The 16,558-nt window shown below is 71.6% G+C and carries 14 protein-coding genes; 1 reads left to right on the top strand and 13 read right to left on the bottom strand.

From position 1 onward, the window contains the following. Positions 1–131: 131 nt before the first annotated feature. The 7 genes from topA to bldG all read right to left on the bottom strand — a co-directional run bounded on the left by topA (position 132) and on the right by bldG (position 9,861). A complete protein-coding gene (gene topA, locus WJ438_RS18575) occupies positions 132–3,110 on the bottom strand; it encodes a type I DNA topoisomerase (RefSeq protein WP_406726245.1) in 2,979 nt (992 codons plus the stop codon). 257 nt (positions 3,111–3,367) lie between these two features. Beyond that, positions 3,368–3,565: a hypothetical protein gene (locus WJ438_RS18580; RefSeq protein ID WP_406726246.1), complete on the bottom strand. Its 198-nt coding sequence runs from the start codon at positions 3,563–3,565 to the stop codon at positions 3,368–3,370. 268 nt (positions 3,566–3,833) lie between these two features. Next, on the bottom strand, positions 3,834–5,381 hold the full coding sequence (locus tag WJ438_RS18585; protein WP_406726247.1) for a methyltransferase: 1,548 nt from the start codon (positions 5,379–5,381) through the stop codon (positions 3,834–3,836). A gap of 72 nt (positions 5,382–5,453) precedes the next feature. Beyond that, positions 5,454–6,026: a small secreted protein gene (locus WJ438_RS18590; protein ID WP_406726248.1), complete on the bottom strand. Its 573-nt coding sequence runs from the start codon at positions 6,024–6,026 to the stop codon at positions 5,454–5,456. Positions 6,027–6,241: 215 nt separating this feature from the next. After that, on the bottom strand, positions 6,242–8,647 hold the full coding sequence (locus WJ438_RS18595; RefSeq protein ID WP_406726249.1) for a sodium-translocating pyrophosphatase: 2,406 nt from the start codon (positions 8,645–8,647) through the stop codon (positions 6,242–6,244). Between the two features lie 323 nt (positions 8,648–8,970). Further along, on the bottom strand, positions 8,971–9,408 hold the full coding sequence (locus WJ438_RS18600) for an ATP-binding protein (RefSeq protein WP_406726250.1): 438 nt from the start codon (positions 9,406–9,408) through the stop codon (positions 8,971–8,973). A 111-nt stretch (positions 9,409–9,519) separates the two neighbouring features. After that, positions 9,520–9,861 carry an anti-sigma factor antagonist BldG gene (gene bldG / locus WJ438_RS18605; RefSeq protein WP_003991900.1) on the bottom strand — a complete coding sequence of 114 codons (342 nt, stop codon included), beginning with the start codon at positions 9,859–9,861 and terminating at the stop codon, positions 9,520–9,522. 79 nt (positions 9,862–9,940) lie between these two features. Here bldG and WJ438_RS18610 point away from each other — a divergent pair, with 79 nt between their 5' ends. Further along, positions 9,941–12,445 carry a DEAD/DEAH box helicase gene (locus WJ438_RS18610; protein WP_406726251.1) on the top strand — a complete coding sequence of 835 codons (2,505 nt, stop codon included), beginning with the start codon at positions 9,941–9,943 and terminating at the stop codon, positions 12,443–12,445. On the opposite strand, the gene WJ438_RS18615 is transcribed toward WJ438_RS18610, so the two are convergent. From WJ438_RS18615 to WJ438_RS18640, 6 genes are all read right to left on the bottom strand, one after another. Beyond that, positions 12,360–12,806, bottom strand: coding sequence for an Rv3654c family TadE-like protein (locus WJ438_RS18615; RefSeq protein ID WP_406726252.1), 447 nt, complete (start codon positions 12,804–12,806; stop codon positions 12,360–12,362). The two genes, WJ438_RS18610 and WJ438_RS18615, sit on opposite strands and share 86 nt — an antisense overlap. Beyond that, positions 12,803–13,219, bottom strand: a complete 417-nt coding sequence (locus WJ438_RS18620; RefSeq protein ID WP_406726253.1) for a TadE family type IV pilus minor pilin — start codon at positions 13,217–13,219, stop codon at positions 12,803–12,805. The genes WJ438_RS18615 and WJ438_RS18620 overlap by 4 nt, the downstream gene beginning before the upstream one ends. Continuing rightward, on the bottom strand, positions 13,206–13,415 hold the full coding sequence (locus tag WJ438_RS18625; protein ID WP_406726254.1) for a DUF4244 domain-containing protein: 210 nt from the start codon (positions 13,413–13,415) through the stop codon (positions 13,206–13,208). Before WJ438_RS18625 ends, WJ438_RS18620 begins: the two co-directional genes overlap by 14 nt. A gap of 118 nt (positions 13,416–13,533) precedes the next feature. Beyond that, positions 13,534–14,331, bottom strand: a complete 798-nt coding sequence (locus WJ438_RS18630; RefSeq protein WP_406726255.1) for a type II secretion system F family protein — start codon at positions 14,329–14,331, stop codon at positions 13,534–13,536. Further along, on the bottom strand, positions 14,328–15,185 hold the full coding sequence (locus WJ438_RS18635) for a type II secretion system F family protein (protein ID WP_406729729.1): 858 nt from the start codon (positions 15,183–15,185) through the stop codon (positions 14,328–14,330). The genes WJ438_RS18630 and WJ438_RS18635 overlap by 4 nt, the downstream gene beginning before the upstream one ends. 66 nt (positions 15,186–15,251) lie before the next feature. Continuing rightward, positions 15,252–16,430 carry a TadA family conjugal transfer-associated ATPase gene (locus WJ438_RS18640; RefSeq protein ID WP_406729730.1) on the bottom strand — a complete coding sequence of 393 codons (1,179 nt, stop codon included), beginning with the start codon at positions 16,428–16,430 and terminating at the stop codon, positions 15,252–15,254. Positions 16,431–16,558 lie beyond the last annotated feature (128 nt).

Raw genomic sequence — 16,558 nt, forward strand, 5'->3', positions numbered from 1 at the left:
CGACACCCCGGTGCTCCGCCCTGACATGCGCACGCCCCGACACCGAAGTGTTGCCGGGGCGTTCGCATTCCGAACCATTGGCGAAGATCCACACCTGGGAGCGGACAACGGCACAGGGTCCTGAGGGTCTCTCAGTCCTCGGCGCCGTTCGAAGCCGTCGCCTTCTTGGCGGCGGTTTTCGTCGCCGCGGTCCTGGCCGCAGTCGCCGCCGTCTTGCGGGCCGCCGCCGTCTTCTGCGCGGTCGTGGTCTTCGCCGCGGTCGTCCTGGCCGCCGCCGTCTTCTTCGCCGGAGCCTTCTTGGCGGCCGTCTTCTTCGCCGGAGCCTTCTTCGCCGTCTTCTTGGCGGGCACCTTGGCGCGCTTCTCGGCGAGCAGCTCGAACCCGCGCTCCTGGGTGATCGCCTCGACGCTGTCACCGGAGCGCAGGGTCGCGTTGGTCTCGCCGTCGGTGACGTACGGGCCGAAGCGGCCGTCCTTCACCACGACCGGCTTCCCGCTGACCGGGTCCTCGCCCAGCTCCTTCAGCGGCGGCTTGGCCGCGGCCCGGCCACGCTGCTTGGGCTGGGCGTAGATCGCCAGCGCCTCCTCCAGCGTGATCGTGAAGAGCTGCTCCTCGGACTGCAGCGACCGCGAATCGGTGCCCTTCTTCAGATACGGCCCGTAGCGGCCGTTCTGCGCGGTGATCTCCATACCCTCGGCGTCGGTGCCGACCACGCGCGGCAGCGACATCAGCTTCAGCGCGTCGTCGAGCGTCACCGTGTCCAGGGACATCGACTTGAAGAGGGAGGCCGTGCGCGGCTTGACCGCGTTCTTGCCGGTCTTCGGGGTGCCCTCGGGGAGAATCTCCGTGACGTACGGCCCGTAGCGGCCGTCCTTGGCGACGATCGGGCGGCCGGTCGCCGGGTCGGTGCCCAGCTCGAAGTCGCCGCTCGGCTTGGCGAGCAGTTCCTCGGCGAACTCCACCGTCAGCTCGTCGGGCGCCAGGTCCTCGGGGACGTCGGCACGCTGGTGGTGCTCGGAGTCCTTCTCACCGCGCTCGACGTACGGGCCGTAGCGCCCGACCCGCAGCACGATGCCGTCGCCCACCGGGAACGACGACACCTCGCGCGCGTCGATCGCGCCCAGATCGGTCACCAGCTCCTTGAGGCCGCCGAGGTGGTCCCCGTCACCGTTGCCCGCCTCAGCGGCGCCGCCGGTCCCGCCCGCCGGGAGGTCGTCGCCGTGTCCCGTCTCACCGAAGTAGAACCGCTTCAGCCACGGCACGGACCGCGCCTCGCCACGCGCGATGCGGTCGAGGTCGTCCTCCATCCTGGCGGTGAAGTCGTAGTCGACGAGCCTGCCGAAGTGCTTCTCCAGCAGGTTGACCACGGCGAAGGAGAGGAAGGACGGCACGAGGGCCGTGCCCTTCTTGAACACATAGCCGCGGTCGAGGATCGTGCCGATGATCGACGCGTACGTCGACGGGCGGCCGATTTCCCGCTCTTCCAGCTCCTTGACCAGCGACGCCTCGGTGTAGCGGGCCGGCGGCTTGGTGGCGTGGCCGTCGACCGAGATCTCCTCGGCGATGAGCGCGTCGCCCTCACCGACCTGCGGCAGCCGGCGCTCCCGGTCGTCGAGTTCGGCGTTCGGGTCGTCCGCGCCCTCGACGTACGCCTTCAGGAAGCCGTGGAAGGTGATGGTCTTGCCGGACGCGGTGAACTCGACGTCCCGGCCGTCGGCCGCGGTGCCACCGATCTTCACGGTGACGGAGTTGCCGGTGGCGTCCTTCATCTGGGAGGCGACGGTCCGCTTCCAGATCAGCTCGTAGAGCCGGAACTGGTCGCCGGTCAGACCGGTCTCGGCAGGGGTGCGGAAACGGTCGCCGGAGGGCCGGATCGCCTCGTGCGCCTCCTGGGCGTTCTTCACCTTCCCGGCGTAGGTGCGCGGCTGCGGCGGCAGGTAGTCGGCGCCGTACAGCTGCGTGACCTGGGCGCGGGCGGCGGCGATCGCCGTGTCGCTCAGCGTCGTCGAGTCCGTACGCATGTAGGTGATGTAGCCGTTCTCGTACAGCTTCTGCGCGATCTGCATGGTGGCCTTCGCGCCGTAACCGAGCTTGCGGCTCGCCTCCTGCTGCAGCGTCGTCGTACGGAACGGGGCGTACGGCGAGCGGCGGTACGGCTTGGACTCGACGGACCGCACGGAGAACCGCGTGTTCTCCAGGGCGGCGGCCAGGGCGCGGGCGTTCGCCTCGTCGAGGTGGAGGGTGTTCGCGCTCTTGAGCTGCCCGAGGGAGTCGAAGTCGCGGCCCTGCGCGACCCGTCGGCCGTCGACGGTCTGGAGGCGGGCGACCAGCGACGACGGGTCGGAGGCGCCCGCCCGTCGCCCACCGCCACCCTCGAACGAAGTCGCTCCGCTCCCCTCGAATTCCGCACGGCCCGATGCGGGTCCCCCCGCCGGAGCGAAGCCGGAGGTGGGGGAGAAGGTGCCCGTCAGGTCCCAGTACTCGGCGGAACGGAACGCGATGCGCTCGCGCTCCCGCTCCACCACGAGCCGGGTCGCGACGGACTGGACACGGCCGGCGGACAGCCGGGGCATGACCTTCTTCCACAGGACCGGCGAGACCTCGTAACCGTAGAGACGGTCAAGGATGCGGCGGGTCTCCTGGGCGTCGACCAGCTTCTGGTTGAGCTGGCGCGGGTTGGCCACGGCCGCGCGGATCGCTTCCTTGGTGATCTCGTGGAAGACCATCCGCTTGACCGGGATCTTCGGCTTGAGCACTTCCTGGAGGTGCCAGGCGATGGCCTCGCCCTCGCGGTCCTCATCGGTGGCGAGGAAGAGTTCGTCGGACTCCTTCAGCAGGTCCTTGAGCTTCTTGACCTGGGCCTTTTTGTCGGCGTTGACCACATAGATCGGCTGGAAGTCGTGTTCGACGTCCACACCGAGACGGCGGACCTCACCGGTGTACTTCTCGGGCACCTCCGCGGCGCCATTGGGAAGGTCGCGAATATGCCCGACGCTCGCCTCGACGATGTAGCCAGGGCCGAGATAGCCCTTGATCGTCTTCGCCTTGGCAGGCGACTCGACGATGACGAGTCGGCGGCCGCCCTTCGCGGTCTCGCTGGTCGGGGACAACTTCGCTCTTCTCTCCGGTCGACACTGGGGGCCTCCCCGGGCTGTCGTCCCGGGGTCGGGTCTGCATTCACGGCTCGTGACGCTGCGGAGTGTGACGGTACCTCCCGCCCCCGTGTCAAACGGGAAAAGCCCGCAACGGCCACTCGAACGGTAACCCGACTTGCACCGTTCCTGCCGACCGGACTGTCCAGACCCTGCCCGCCCCCATGCGGAGCGCAGCCTCTCGATTACTCGAATCCGCAGTTCGCCCGCGGTCCTCAGAGGCGGGTGAGACACCACGCACCGAGGACGAGGGAGACCAACGAGACGAGGCTCGCGACGCTGGCCGATGCGACGGGGCTCACACCCTGGGCCACGGGGCGGCGCCGGCGGACGCGCGTCACCGTCCAGGTCAGCAGCCCGCCCCCGAACAGGCAGAACACCAATCCCGCGAAGATCGCCGGTCCGCTCTCCATGGTCCCCTGAGCCCCTTCTCCCGGCCGCCGAGGCCGGCCCGAGGATGAGGCTGGCACGCGCGAGCGGCGCGCAGGCGAACCGAGGGTGAACGCAGGAGCGGACGGGAGCGGGGGTGGCGGCGGTCGGGTGCGGCCCGGCTCCCGGTGAGGGTGTCCGGAACGACTCGAAAGTTGGCGAACCGAACACTCTCCCGAGCACCCACCGGGCACATTCCCAGCACCGTGCGCGCCGCGCCGCCGGGCACCCGCCGCCCTCGCGGCCGCCCGCTCACCCCACCGGTTCCAGGAACCCCTGTTCCACCAGCAGCCGGATCTGGGCGGGCGTGCGGTCGCGCAGCAGCACCGGGTCCTCGCCCAGGAGCTGGGCGATGGCGTCGAGGATGCGGCCCGCACTCATCGTGCCGTCGCACACGCCCGCGAAGCCCGCGCCGATCGTGTCCACCCTGATGGCCCGGCGCATCCCGCGGTTCTGGCGCAGCACCACGTGCTCCGGGTCCTCCGCGCCGGGCAGCCCGACCTGCTCCTGCACGACCTCGTCGGTCAGCCGGAAGCTCGCCTCGAGCAGCGCCGCGTCATCGTGCGTACGAAGGTAGTCGAGCCGCTCGAAGTGGGTCCGCACCGTGTCCCCGAGCGGCTGCTCGACCGGATGCGGCCACTCCTCCACCGTGACCGACGGCAGGTCGGTGCCCGACTTGCGCAGGGTGATCCAGCCGAAGCCGACGGCCTTCACGTCGCGCGCCTCGAACTCGTCCAGCCAGGCGTCGTAGCGCGCCTGGTAGTCGGCCGTGTCGCCGCGGTGGTCGCCGGCGTCCCGCAGCCACAGCTCGGCGTACTGAGTGACGTCCTGCACCTCGCGCTGCACGATCCAGGCGTCGCACCCGCGAGGCACCCATGACCTGAGCCTGTCCTGCCAGTCCTCCCCTTCGACGTGCTGCCAGTTGGCGAGGAACTGCGCGAACCCGCCTTCGCCGAGTCGTCCCCCTGCCTCCTGAACGAGCGTGCGGCACAGATCGTCCCCGCCCATTCCGCCGTCGCGGTAGGTGAGCCGTGCGCCCGGCGAGATCACGAAGGGCGGGTTGGACACGATCAGGTCGTACGTCTCGTCCTCCCGGATCGGTGCGAACAGCGACCCTTCGCGCAGATCGGCGGCCGGGGCCCCGGAGAGGGCCAGGGTGAGCGCGGTGATGTGCAGCGCGCGCGGGTTGACGTCCGTCGCCGTCACGCGCGTGGCGTGCCGGGTGGCGTGCAGCGCCTGAATGCCGGAGCCGGTGCCGAGGTCGAGCGCGGAGACGGCGGGCGTGCGGACGGTGATCCCGGCCAGGGTCGTGGACGCCCCGCCGACGCCGAGGACGACACCCTCCTCCCGGCTGCCGACGCCGCCGGCGCCGCCGACCGCGCACCCCAGGTCGGACACGATGAACCAGTCCTCGCCCGCGGGCCCGCCGTACGGCCGTACGTCCACGGTCGCGGTGAGCTCGTCCGCGCCGACGCGCGCCAGCCACCCGTCCTCCAGGCAGGCGTCGACCGGCAGAACGTCCGCCACACGCGCGTGGGGCACGGGTTGCTGCAACAGGAACAGCCGTACGAGCGTCTCCGGCGGCGTGTCCCCGCGAGTCGCCCGGAACGCGGGCACGGTCTCGCCGCGGGCCAGCGCCGCGTACGCGGGGGCGCCGAGCAGTTCGAGCAGTCCGTCGGCGGTGAAGGAGGTTCCGAGGAGTGCGTCGCGGAGACGGGCGGCGGTGTCGGGATGACCAGACGAAGGAGCCGAGGGGGACGAGGGCAGGGGCGGCAGGCCGGTGTTACTCACACCCTCCATTGTGGCCGCCGCCCTCACCCCGCGCGTGCCGTGACCGTCACGAGTTCCGTGCCGGACTCGGCTGCCGCGCCGTCAGCTCTGCGTGGCCTGCCCCGGAGCGGTGGCCGTCTTGCAGCTGGGCTGGCGGGCCATCGCCTCGCCGACCTCGCCCTCCTCCAGTGTCTTGAGGGCGTCGTTGCCGCTCTTGCTGAGCTTGTCCAGCTCGGTGGCGATGTCCTTCAGGCCGTCGGCGAACTTCGCCTGGTCGTCCGTGTCGAGCCCGTCGACCTGCTTCCTCAGGGAGGCGTACGACGCGGAGATGCTGTTGAGCTCCTTGACCGCGTCCGTCTGCTTCTTCTCGCCGTTCTCGACGTCCGGCGCCCCTGCCTTGTTCACGGCCGCGCCGATCGCCTTGTAGGCGTCGGACATGTCCTGGAAGGCCTTCGAGTCGGTCTTCTGGACTTCCTCCGGCGTGCTGTTGTCCGAGGTCTCCTTCTGGATCGCGTCGTTGGCGGCCGCGATCTTCTTCGCCTGCGGCTGCACCGCGTCACAGACCTGGTTCGCCCAGGAATCCAGCTTCTCGTTGCTGTCGTCGCCGCCGCATCCCGTCAGCGCCAGCACCAGTACCGCACCGCCGGACAGTGCGGCCGCGAGCTTCTTGTTCACCGGATTGGCCCCTTCCTTGGCTCCCGGCCCCGGAACATACACGCCAGATGGGCGACATCCCCCCGCCGAACGTCCGTTAAGACAATTTTTGAAGCCATTTGCACCAAGCGAGAGAAGCCTCACGGCAAGGGGGAAGCACACCACGCAACGCGGGCGGGCGACGCGTCAACTCGCGTCGCCCGCCCGCACCTTGAGCAGGGCCTCGGTGGCTGAGCCTACGAAACCACCGCCGGGTCGACCGCCTTGGGATCCGGTTCGGAGTTGCCTTCGTCACCCACGGCGATACCGCGCCGTTTGGACGCGTACACCGAGCCGGCGATCACGGCCAGCGCCAGGACCGCGATCAGTACCCGTACGGCGACGCTCTTGTCCCCGCCGTAGGAGAACTGGATGACCGCGGGCGCGATGAGCAGCGCCACCAGGTTCATCACCTTCAGCAGCGGGTTGATGGCCGGCCCCGCGGTGTCCTTGAAGGGGTCGCCGACGGTGTCACCGATGATGGTGGCCTCGTGGGCCTCGCTGCCCTTGCCGCCGTGATGGCCGTCCTCGACGAGCTTCTTCGCGTTGTCCCACGCGCCACCGGAGTTGGCGAGGAACACCGCCATCAGCGTGCCCGCGCCGATCGCGCCCGCGAGGAACGCGCCAAGCGCCCCGACGCCGAGCGTGAACCCGATGAAGATGGGCGCCATCACGGCCAGCAGACCGGGTGTGGCGAGTTCGCGCAGGGCGTCCCTGGTACAGATGTCGACGACCTTGCCGTACTCCGGTTTCTCGCTGTAGTCCATGATCCCGGGCTTCTCGCGGAACTGCCGCCGCACCTCGAAGACCACCGACCCCGCCGACCGCGACACCGCGTTGATCGCCAGCCCCGAGAAGAGGAAGACGACCGCCGCGCCCGCGATGAGCCCGACGAGGTTGTTGGGCTGCGAGATGTCCATCATCAGACTCATCGGCGCGCCCTCGCCGCTGAGCCGTTCGCCCACGTCTCTCGCGCCGGTGGTGATGGCGTCGCGGTACGAGCCGAACAGCGCCGCCGCCGCGAGCACGGCCGTGGCGATGGCGATGCCCTTGGTGATGGCCTTGGTGGTGTTGCCGACGGCGTCCAGGTCGGTGAGCACCTGGGCGCCCGCGCCCTCGACGTCGCCGGACATCTCGGCGATGCCCTGCGCGTTGTCGGAGACCGGTCCGAAGGTGTCCATCGCGACGATCACACCGACCGTGGTGAGCAGGCCGGTGCCGGCCAGCGCCACCGCGAACAGCGCCAGCATGATCGACGTGCCGCCGAGCAGGAAGGCCCCGTATACGCCGAGGCCGATCAGCAGGGCGGTGTAGACGGCCGATTCGAGACCGAGGGAGATACCGGCGAGGACGACGGTGGCCGGGCCGGTGAGCGAGGTCTTCCCGATGTCCTTGACGGGACGCCGGGTGGTCTCGGTGAAGTAACCGGTGAGTTGCTGGATCAGTGCGGCGAGCACGATGCCGATGGCCACCGCGACGAGTGCGAGGATCCGCGGGTCGCCGTCCATGCCCTGGATCGCCTCGTCGGTGACGCCGTCGAGGTCGGCGTACGACGACGGCAGATAGGTGAACACGGCGATCGCGACCAGGACGAGTGAGATCACCGCGGAGATGAAGAACCCGCGGTTGATCGCGCTCATGCCGCTGCGGTCGGCGCGTCTCGGAGCCACCGCGAAGATGCCGACCATCGCGGTGAGGACGCCGATCGCGGGCACCAGCAACGGGAAGGCCAGTCCGGCGTCGCCGAAGGCGGCCGAGCCCAGGATCAGCGCGGCCACCAGCGTCACGGCGTACGACTCGAACAGGTCGGCCGCCATGCCCGCGCAGTCGCCGACGTTGTCGCCCACGTTGTCGGCGATGGTCGCGGCATTGCGCGGATCGTCCTCCGGAATGCCCTTCTCGACCTTGCCGACCAGGTCGGCGCCGACGTCGGCGGCCTTGGTGAAGATGCCGCCGCCGACGCGCATGAACATCGCGATCAGCGCGGCCCCGAGCCCGAATCCCTCGAGCACCTTCGGCGCGTCGGCCGCGTACACGAGCACCACGCAGGTGGCGCCCAGCAGGCCGAGTCCGACGGTGAACATGCCGACCACGCCGCCCGTACGAAAAGCGATCTTCATCGCTTTGTGCGAGACGGCGGTGAGATCCTTTTCCGGCTCGCCCGGAGCCGGTGTGGCCTCGCGGGCCGCCGCGGCAACTCGCACATTGGCGCGTACGGCGAGCCACATACCGATGTATCCGGTGGCCGCCGAGAACGCCGCTCCGATCAAGAAGAACACCGACCGTCCGGCACGCTGATTCCAGTCGTCCGCGGGCAGCAGCATGAGCAGGAAGAACACGGCGACGGCGAATACGCCGAGTGTGCGCAGCTGGCGGGCCAGGTAGGCGTTCGCGCCCTCTTGGACCGCTGCGGCGATCTCCTTCATGCTGTCGGTGCCCTCGCCGGCCGCGAGTACCTGGCGTACCAGGACGCCCGCGACCACCAGTGCCGCCAGTGCCACGACCCCGATGACCGCCACGAGCACACGGTTGTCGTCGGTCAGCACGGCTGCTGCGAGAGAGATGGGTTGACCCGACTGATGTGGGATGGAAAGCCCCGCCATTCGTCCTCCTTGACGCTTGGGCTGAGCTCAAGATGTGGACGGGATTCTAGGTACCCGGAACCTGATCAAAACAGAGCGCGTTAAATGTAAATCGCCGCACATGCCCTTCGCGCCATGATCACCTGTAATGCCACTGGAGCATTCACCCGGCCGCTCGATGGATCGTGAATTAATTCACGCGATGAACCGCACGGGAACGGCCTGCACGGAAACCACAGTAAGCATGAGTGGTGACCACCCGCACATGCCGAAGGGCCCCACGGGTGGGGCCCTTCGGAAAAGCAGTCGCTGTTCGGGTGAATCGGGTCAGCCGGTCAGGCGGATCAGCCGGGGAAGGTGGCCGGCGGCGTGGTGGACCACCTCATGCGGATCAATCCGCCGTGCTCCCCTGAACTGACCTCTACGTCGTCGACGAGTCCGCTGATGACCGCGAGGCCCATCTCGTCCTCCTCGATCTCGGCCTCGGCGCCTCCCGGCCCGTCGCCGGGCGTCCGCCCACCGGGAGCCAGATGGGGCGCCTCGTCACCGACCTCGATGGAGAACTGCTTCTCCTCCTCGATCAGCAGCACCTTCACGGGGGCCGAGATTCCACCGTGCTGGTGGAGTCCGACGGCCCGGGTGCACGCCTCACCGACGGCGAGCCGGACCTCGTCGAGGACCGCCTCGTCCACTCCGGCCCTGCGCGCCACCGCCGCCGCCACCAGTCGGGCGGTCCTGACATGCTCGGGCAGCGCGCTGAAGCGGAGCTCAACGGTGGCCATGCATCCCCCTCGCAGACTTCGGGCGTGCTGTGGAGAGGCCGGGCTCCCGAAGAGCCCGGTCCTCCTCGTACTTCACTGCTCCGCCCGGACGCGGACGCCCGGACCCGATGATCAGTCGGTGGCCGCCACCGCTTCCTCGACCGAGGTGTGAATCGGGAACACCTTGGTGAGGCCGGTGATACGGAAGATCTTGAGAATGCGCTCCTGGTTGCAGACCAGGCGCAGCGAGCCCTCATGAGCACGCACACGCTTCAGGCCGCCGACCAGCACGCCGAGTCCGGTTGAATCGAGGAAGTCCACACCCTCCATGTCGACGACAAGGTGGAAACTGCCGTCATTCACCAGCTCGACCAGCTGCTCGCGCAGCTTGGGCGCGGTATATACGTCGATTTCGCCACCGACCCTGACGATCGTGCGATCGCCCATGGTCTCGGTCGACAGGGACAGGTCCACGGATCCTCCAGCACCTAGCTATCGAGCGGTCGCCCTTGGGGCATCTCGGCTCAGCCCCCGGGACGGTTCGCCAGCCGCGATGGCATTCAATCACTTACCGGCAGGCGTGCACGACGCCTTGGCCCCATTGTCCGTCATGCCAGTGACACACTCGGTCTCGATGGCCAAGAATCTTCGACCCGATCGGCCCCCGGCGGACAGCGCTTCCCAGCCCGTGCCGGGGGTGCTCCTGGAGCGGCTCGCCGCCGGACCGAGCCGGGCTTCGCGCATTACACATACGGAGCACATGCCCCCGCGGGCGGGTCGCCATGCCGCCTGGCCGGGCCGGATCCGCCCGGAGGTGCTCGCCGCCGTGCGGGCGGCGGGCATCGGCCATCCCTGGGCCCACCAGGCACGCGCCGCCGAGCACGCCCTGGACGGCGAGTCGGTCGTGGTCGCCACCGGTACCGCCTCCGGCAAGTCCCTCGCGTATCTCACGCCGGTCCTGTCGGCGCTCCTGGACGGCTCCGAGGCCCCGAACGGCCGGGGTGCGACTGCCCTCTACCTGGCCCCCACGAAGGCCCTGGCGGCCGACCAGTGCCGTGCTGTGAAGGAACTTTCACAACCTCTGGGCCATTCGGTGCGCGCGGCGGTCCACGACGGCGACACGCCGTTCGAGGAACGCGAGTGGATCCGCCGGTACGCCAACTACGTCCTGACCAACCCGGACATGCTGCACCGGGCCATGCTCCCGTCCCACCCGCGCTGGTCCTCCTTCCTGAAATCGCTGAAGTACGTCGTCATCGACGAGTGCCACACCTACCGGGGCGTCTTCGGCTCGCACGTGGCCCAGGTACTGCGCCGGCTGCGCCGCCTCTGCGCGCGCTACGGTTCCTCCCCCGTGTTCCTGCTGGCCTCCGCGACCGCCGCCGAGCCCGCGGTCGCCGCCCGCCGGCTCACCGGCCTGCCGGTGGTCGAGGTCACCGACGACGCCTCACCGCGCGGCGAACTGGTGTTCGCCCTCTGGGAGCCTCCGCTGACCGAGCTGCACGGCGAGAAGGGCGCCCCCGTCCGCCGTACGGCCACCGCCGAGGCCGCCGACCTGCTGACCGACCTCACCGTGCAGGGCGTCCGCTCGGTCACCTTCGTACGCTCCCGGCGCGGCGCCGAGCTGATCGCGCTGATCGCGCAGGAACGCCTCGCCGAAGTCGACCGCTCACTGGCCCGGCGCGTGGCGGCCTACCGAGGCGGCTATCTCCCCGAGGAGCGCCGTGCCCTCGAACGTGCCCTGCACTCCGGCGAACTCCTCGGGCTCGCCGCGACGAACGCCCTGGAACTCGGCGTGGACATCTCCGGCCTGGACGCCGTCGTGATCGCCGGCTACCCGGGCACCCGGGCGTCCCTGTGGCAGCAAGCGGGCCGCGCGGGGCGGTCCGGGCAGGGTGCCCTCGCCGTCCTGGTCGCCCGCGACGACCCCCTGGACACCTTCCTCGTCCACCACCCCGAAGCCCTGTTCGACCAGCCCGTGGAATGCACCGTCCTCGACCCCGACAACCCCTACGTACTCGCCCCGCACCTGTGCGCGGCGGCCGAGGAACTGCCCCTGACGGACGAGGACCTGGAACTTTTCGGACCGGCCACGGAGGGTCTCCTGCCGCAGCTGGAGGCCGCGAAGCTGCTCCGCCGCCGGACGAAGGCCTGGCACTGGACCCGCCGGGAGCGGGCCGCCGACCTGACCGACATCCGCGGGGAGGGCGGCCGACCGGTCCAGGTCGTCGAGTCCGGCACCGGACGGCTGCTCGGCACGGTGGACGCGAGCGCCGCGCACACGGCCGTCCACGAGGGCGCGGTCCATCTCCACCAGGGCCGCACGTATCTCGTCCGCTCCCTCGACCTGGACGATTCCGTCGCCCTGGTCGAGCAGGCCGCCCCGTCCTACACGACGGTCGCCCGCGACACGACGTCCATCTCCGTGCTGGAGACGGACACCGAGATCCCGTGGGGCGACGGCCGACTGTGCTTCGGCTCCGTCGAGGTCACCAACCAAGTGGTCTCCTTCCTGCGTCGACGGGTCATCACCGGCGAGGTGCTGGGCGAGACGAAACTCGACCTGCCTCCTCGTACGCTGCGCACCCGCGCGGTGTGGTGGACGGTCACCGAGGACCAGCTGGACCGGGCCCGGGTCGGCCCGGAGATCCTCGGCGGTGCCCTGCACGCCGCCGAGCACGCGTCGATCGGCATGCTGCCCCTCTTCGCGACCTGCGACCGCTGGGACATCGGCGGCGTCTCCGTCCCCCTGCACCCCGACACCTTGCTGCCCACCGTCTTCGTCCACGACGGGCATCCGGGCGGGGCGGGTTTCGCGGAGCGTGCCTTCCACACCGCCGGCGACTGGCTCACCGCCACCCGGCAGGCCATCGCGTCCTGCGAGTGCGACGCCGGGTGCCCCTCCTGCATCCAGTCCCCCAAGTGCGGCAACGGCAACGACCCTCTGCACAAGCGGGGTGCGGTACGGCTGCTCACCGTGCTGCTGGAGGGGGCCCCGGCGCCGGCGGAGGATTCGCCGGCGAAGGAGGCGGACCGGCAGGCCCCGCCCGTGCCCTGACCTCCGCCGCGAACGGTCCTCGTCCCGAGGCCACCGACACGTCCGAGACCTCACCGTCGACCGCGCACCGTACGAGGCGGGTGCCCTGCGCCCGCGCCACCCGGCCGGCCCGCGCGCAGGCCGGCGCCTCGCCGTCCATCCACCGGTCCGCCGCCGCCAGCGCGGCGAGGTCCGCGCCCCCGGCCGCCCGGTGCCGGACCACGGCGGCCTGGCCGAGGGCGAGGACCACACCGAAGACGACACACAACACGGCGATCACCCCGACACTCCAGACGGTCGCAGACCCGCGGTCACGTCCCCGGCCGCGGCCGGGGAACCGGCCGTTCGGCCGCCGGCGCCGGTTGCCGAACCCGCTCTTCATGTGCCCGCCCCCACCGTCTCCTCCACGGCGGCCACCGCCTCCTCCCGTACGTCGAAGGGCAGGCCGCGCAGCACCGGGGGCCTGGCCACGACGACCACACGGACCCCCGCCGCCTCCCGGCGCACGGTGACCTCCGCCCCGGACGGCGCCGCCCGGCGGGCCACCTCGACGACCGCGTCCGGGGGGTCCTGCCGGGCCGCCGCGCGGGCACCCGTGCGGGCCGCGTCCACGCACTGGATCTGCGCCGCCACCACCAGTAGCCCCCACACCAGCGCCATCGCGAACATCACCAGCACAGGCAGTACCATCGCCGCCTCCGCGGTCACGAACCCCCGGTCCGCACGACGCTCACGGACCCCACGGTCCGCGCGCTCACAGGGCCCACGGCCCGCACGACGCTCACATCCGGCCATCGAGCGCCTGCTCCACGATCTTCGTCAGCGCCGCGTCGACCGGGCCGCTCGTCACCACCTTGTAGAGCACCACGGCGAACGCCACCGCCGCCACGATGCCCATCGCGTACTCGGAGGTGACCATTCCGGTATCCCTCCGCGCCGCGCGCATCCTGCACACCAGGGCACGCAGCCGTGCCCGTACCACCTGATACATCTCAACCCCCGTATGGAAAGGTCCTGTTGAAACCACTCGACTGTTCGCCCTGCTCACCGGCCCAGCGACTCACCGAGTCACCGGCTCACCTGCCGCCGTACCGTTGCCGTCCCTCCCGTCATCGACCACCCCCTCCCAGCACCCCGTCCGCGAGTCCGATCACTACGGGCAGCACGCCGACCGCGATGAACGCGGGCAGAAAGCACAGACCCACGGGTGCGGTGACCATGACGGCCGCCCGCCGTGCCCGTGTCGTCGCCGCACGGGCCCACTGCGCACGGGACTCCACGGCGAGCCGCGCGACGGGCGCGGCCATGGGAAGCCCGGACACGTCGGCCCGTTCCAGCAGCCGGGCCAGTGCAGCGGCTCCCGGCACGGAGGCCAGCCGCCGCCAGGCCACGCCCGGTTCACCGCCGAGCCGTACCTCTGCCGCGCCCTGTGCCAGCGCGTCCCCGACCGGCCCGCCCAGGGCCTCGCCGACGGCCTGCGCGGCCGGTACCGGACCGGCGCCCGCCGCGATGCAGGCGGCCAGCAGATCGGCGGCGAGGGGCAGTTGCCGCGCCGCACCGGCCGCCTCGCGCTCCCGCACGTGCGCTCCGGCAGCCGTCTGGCGCAGCCGCCATCGCCACCACCGCCACAGTCCGGCGGCACAGGCCAGCCCCACCAGTACTCCGGTGAGGCCGCCCACCAGTAGCCAGCCCGCGCACACCACGCCCACCGGGGGCAGCCAACTCCGCGGGGTTCCCGGCACGGCAAGGCGCGGCCGGGAGGCCGGCGGTTCCACGGCCGACATCCCGGCCAGCCGTCGTCGTACCCGGCGCTCGCACCGCGTCCGGCGCAGCCACCAGGTCGGCCAGCCGATCGCCAGCGCCATCCCCACGAACACCCCCAGCCTGTGGACAACCTCGCCGCTCATGGCGATGCCTCCTCGGCTCCCCGCATGATCCGCAGCACCCACCACAGCCCCAGGCCCTCCAGAACCCCGCCGGCCACAAGGCAGCCGAACCCCGACGCGGTGTGCAGCAGGATGTGCAGCGGGTCGGCCCCGAGGGCCGCGCCGAGTCCGAGCCCCAGGGCCGGGAGTCCGGCGAGCATCACCGCGGTGGCCCGGGCACCGGCCAGCTGGGCGCGCAGGTCACCGCGCTGGTCCCGTTCGGCACGCAGCGCCGCTTCCAGCCGGTCGAGTCCGGCCGCGAGCCCCGCCCCCTGGTCGACGGCGACCCGCCAGCACGCGGCGAGCCCCCGAAGCCCCTCGGCACCCGGCTGCCGTGCCGCCGCCGCGAGCCCGTCCGGGACATCCCCGCCGAACCGTGCTGCCGCCAAGACCGCCGCCTGCGCTTCGCCGAGACCGCCGGAGTCACGCGCGGCCGGCGACAGTGCCTCACCCGGCTGCCGCCCGGCACGCACCTCCCCGGCGAGTGCCCCGCACAGCGCGATCACCGCGTCGGTCCGGCGCTCGCGGACCCGGCGCTCCCGAGCGGCCAGCCGCACCCGCCGCAGCAACGGCACCCCGGCCGCCCCCGCGACGACCGGCAACACCGACGAACCCAGCAGCGCCAGCACCACTCCGGCGGCCAGGGCCCACCATTCGGCCCGCAGCCGTCCCCGGAAGCGCCTCCACTCGCGGACCACCCGGGGCCATCCCGGCGGCCCGCTCCCGACGGCTCCTCCGCCGGCCAGCAGCAGCCGCGCCCGCCTGACTCCGGCCCGCCCGCCGCCCAGCAGCCACGCGGCGCCCCCGAGGCACGCCATGGCCGCCCCGGTCGACATCCCGGCCGTCCCGCTCACCCTCGCTCCCCTCTCACCCTCGACCGCCCCCGCCCCACTCCCACTCCCTCACCGTCCGCCGCCCCCACTCCCGTTCCGGAGCAGCTCCCGCAGCCGCTCCCACCCCGGCTCGCGAGCGAAGGCGTCCGGGCCCCACCGCAGCGCGGGCACCGTCCGCACCAGCCCCGACGGGTCCCGTTCCAGCACGTGCACCTCCGCGATCCGCCTCCGGCCACCCCGGTCACGTACGAGGTGCAGCACCACGGACAGGGCGGCCGCCAGTTGACTGTGCAGCGCGAACCGGTCGAGCCCGGCCGCCGTGCCGAGCGCCTCCAGCCGGGCGGGTACGTCCGCGGCGGCGTTGGCGTGGACGGTCCCCGAGCCTTCGTGTCCCGTGTTGAGGGCGGCCAGGAGGTGGACCACCTCGGGGCCACGGACCTCCCCCACGACCAGCCGGTCCGGCCGCATCCGCAGTGCCTGGCGCACCAGGTCCTCGAGCGTGACGAGTCCGGCGCCCTCCTGGTTCGCGGGCCTGCTTTCCAGGCGGACGACATGCGGATGGTCGGGCCGCAGTTCGGCCGAGTCCTCGGCCAGGACGATCCGCTCGTCCGGCCCGACCAGCCCCAGCAGAGCGCTGAGCAGGGTCGTCTTGCCGGTCCCGGTGCCGCCACTGACCAGGAAGGAGAGCCGCGCGTCGAGCAGCGCGCGCAGGATCCGGTCGCCGCCCGGTGGCACCGTCCCCGCCGCCGTCAGTTCGTCCAGGGTGAAGGCGCGGGGCCGTACGACCCGCAGCGACAGGCAGGTGCAGCCGATGGCCACCGGGGGCAGTACCGCGTGGAGCCGTGTCCCGTCGGGCAGCCGCGCGTCCACCCAGGGACGGGCGTCGTCCAGGCGCCTGGCCACGGCGGCGAGCCTCTGGGCGAGCCGCCGTACGGCGACCGCGTCCGGGAAGCAGACTTGGGTGAGCTCCAGCCCGCCGCCCCGGTCCACCCAGACCCGGTCCGGTGCCGACACGAGCACATCGGTCACCGACCGGTCGACGAGGAGCGGATCCAGCGGGCCGCTGCCGATCAGCTCGGACCGCAGGTGTTCGGCGGCCCCCAGCACTTCGGCGTCGCCGAGGACTCGCCCCTGCTCCCGCAGCGCCTGCGCCACCCGCGCGGGCGTCGGCTCGGACCCGCTCTCCGCGAGCCACCGCCGTACTCCGTCGAGCAGGCCGAAAGGCGCCCCCGGCCCGCTCCCCGGCATGCCGGACGTCTCTCCCGTCAACGGTGCCCCGGCCCCGTTCCCCGCCACCACGGCACTCCGGGCCACGGCACTCCGGGAACCCGCCGCGGGCACGCTACGGAAACCGACCGCGGTCGCGCCTCGCGAGC

It is taken from the genome of Streptomyces sp. GD-15H (assembly GCF_045291515.1).
Classification (GTDB): Bacteria; Actinomycetota; Actinomycetes; order Streptomycetales; family Streptomycetaceae; genus Streptomyces.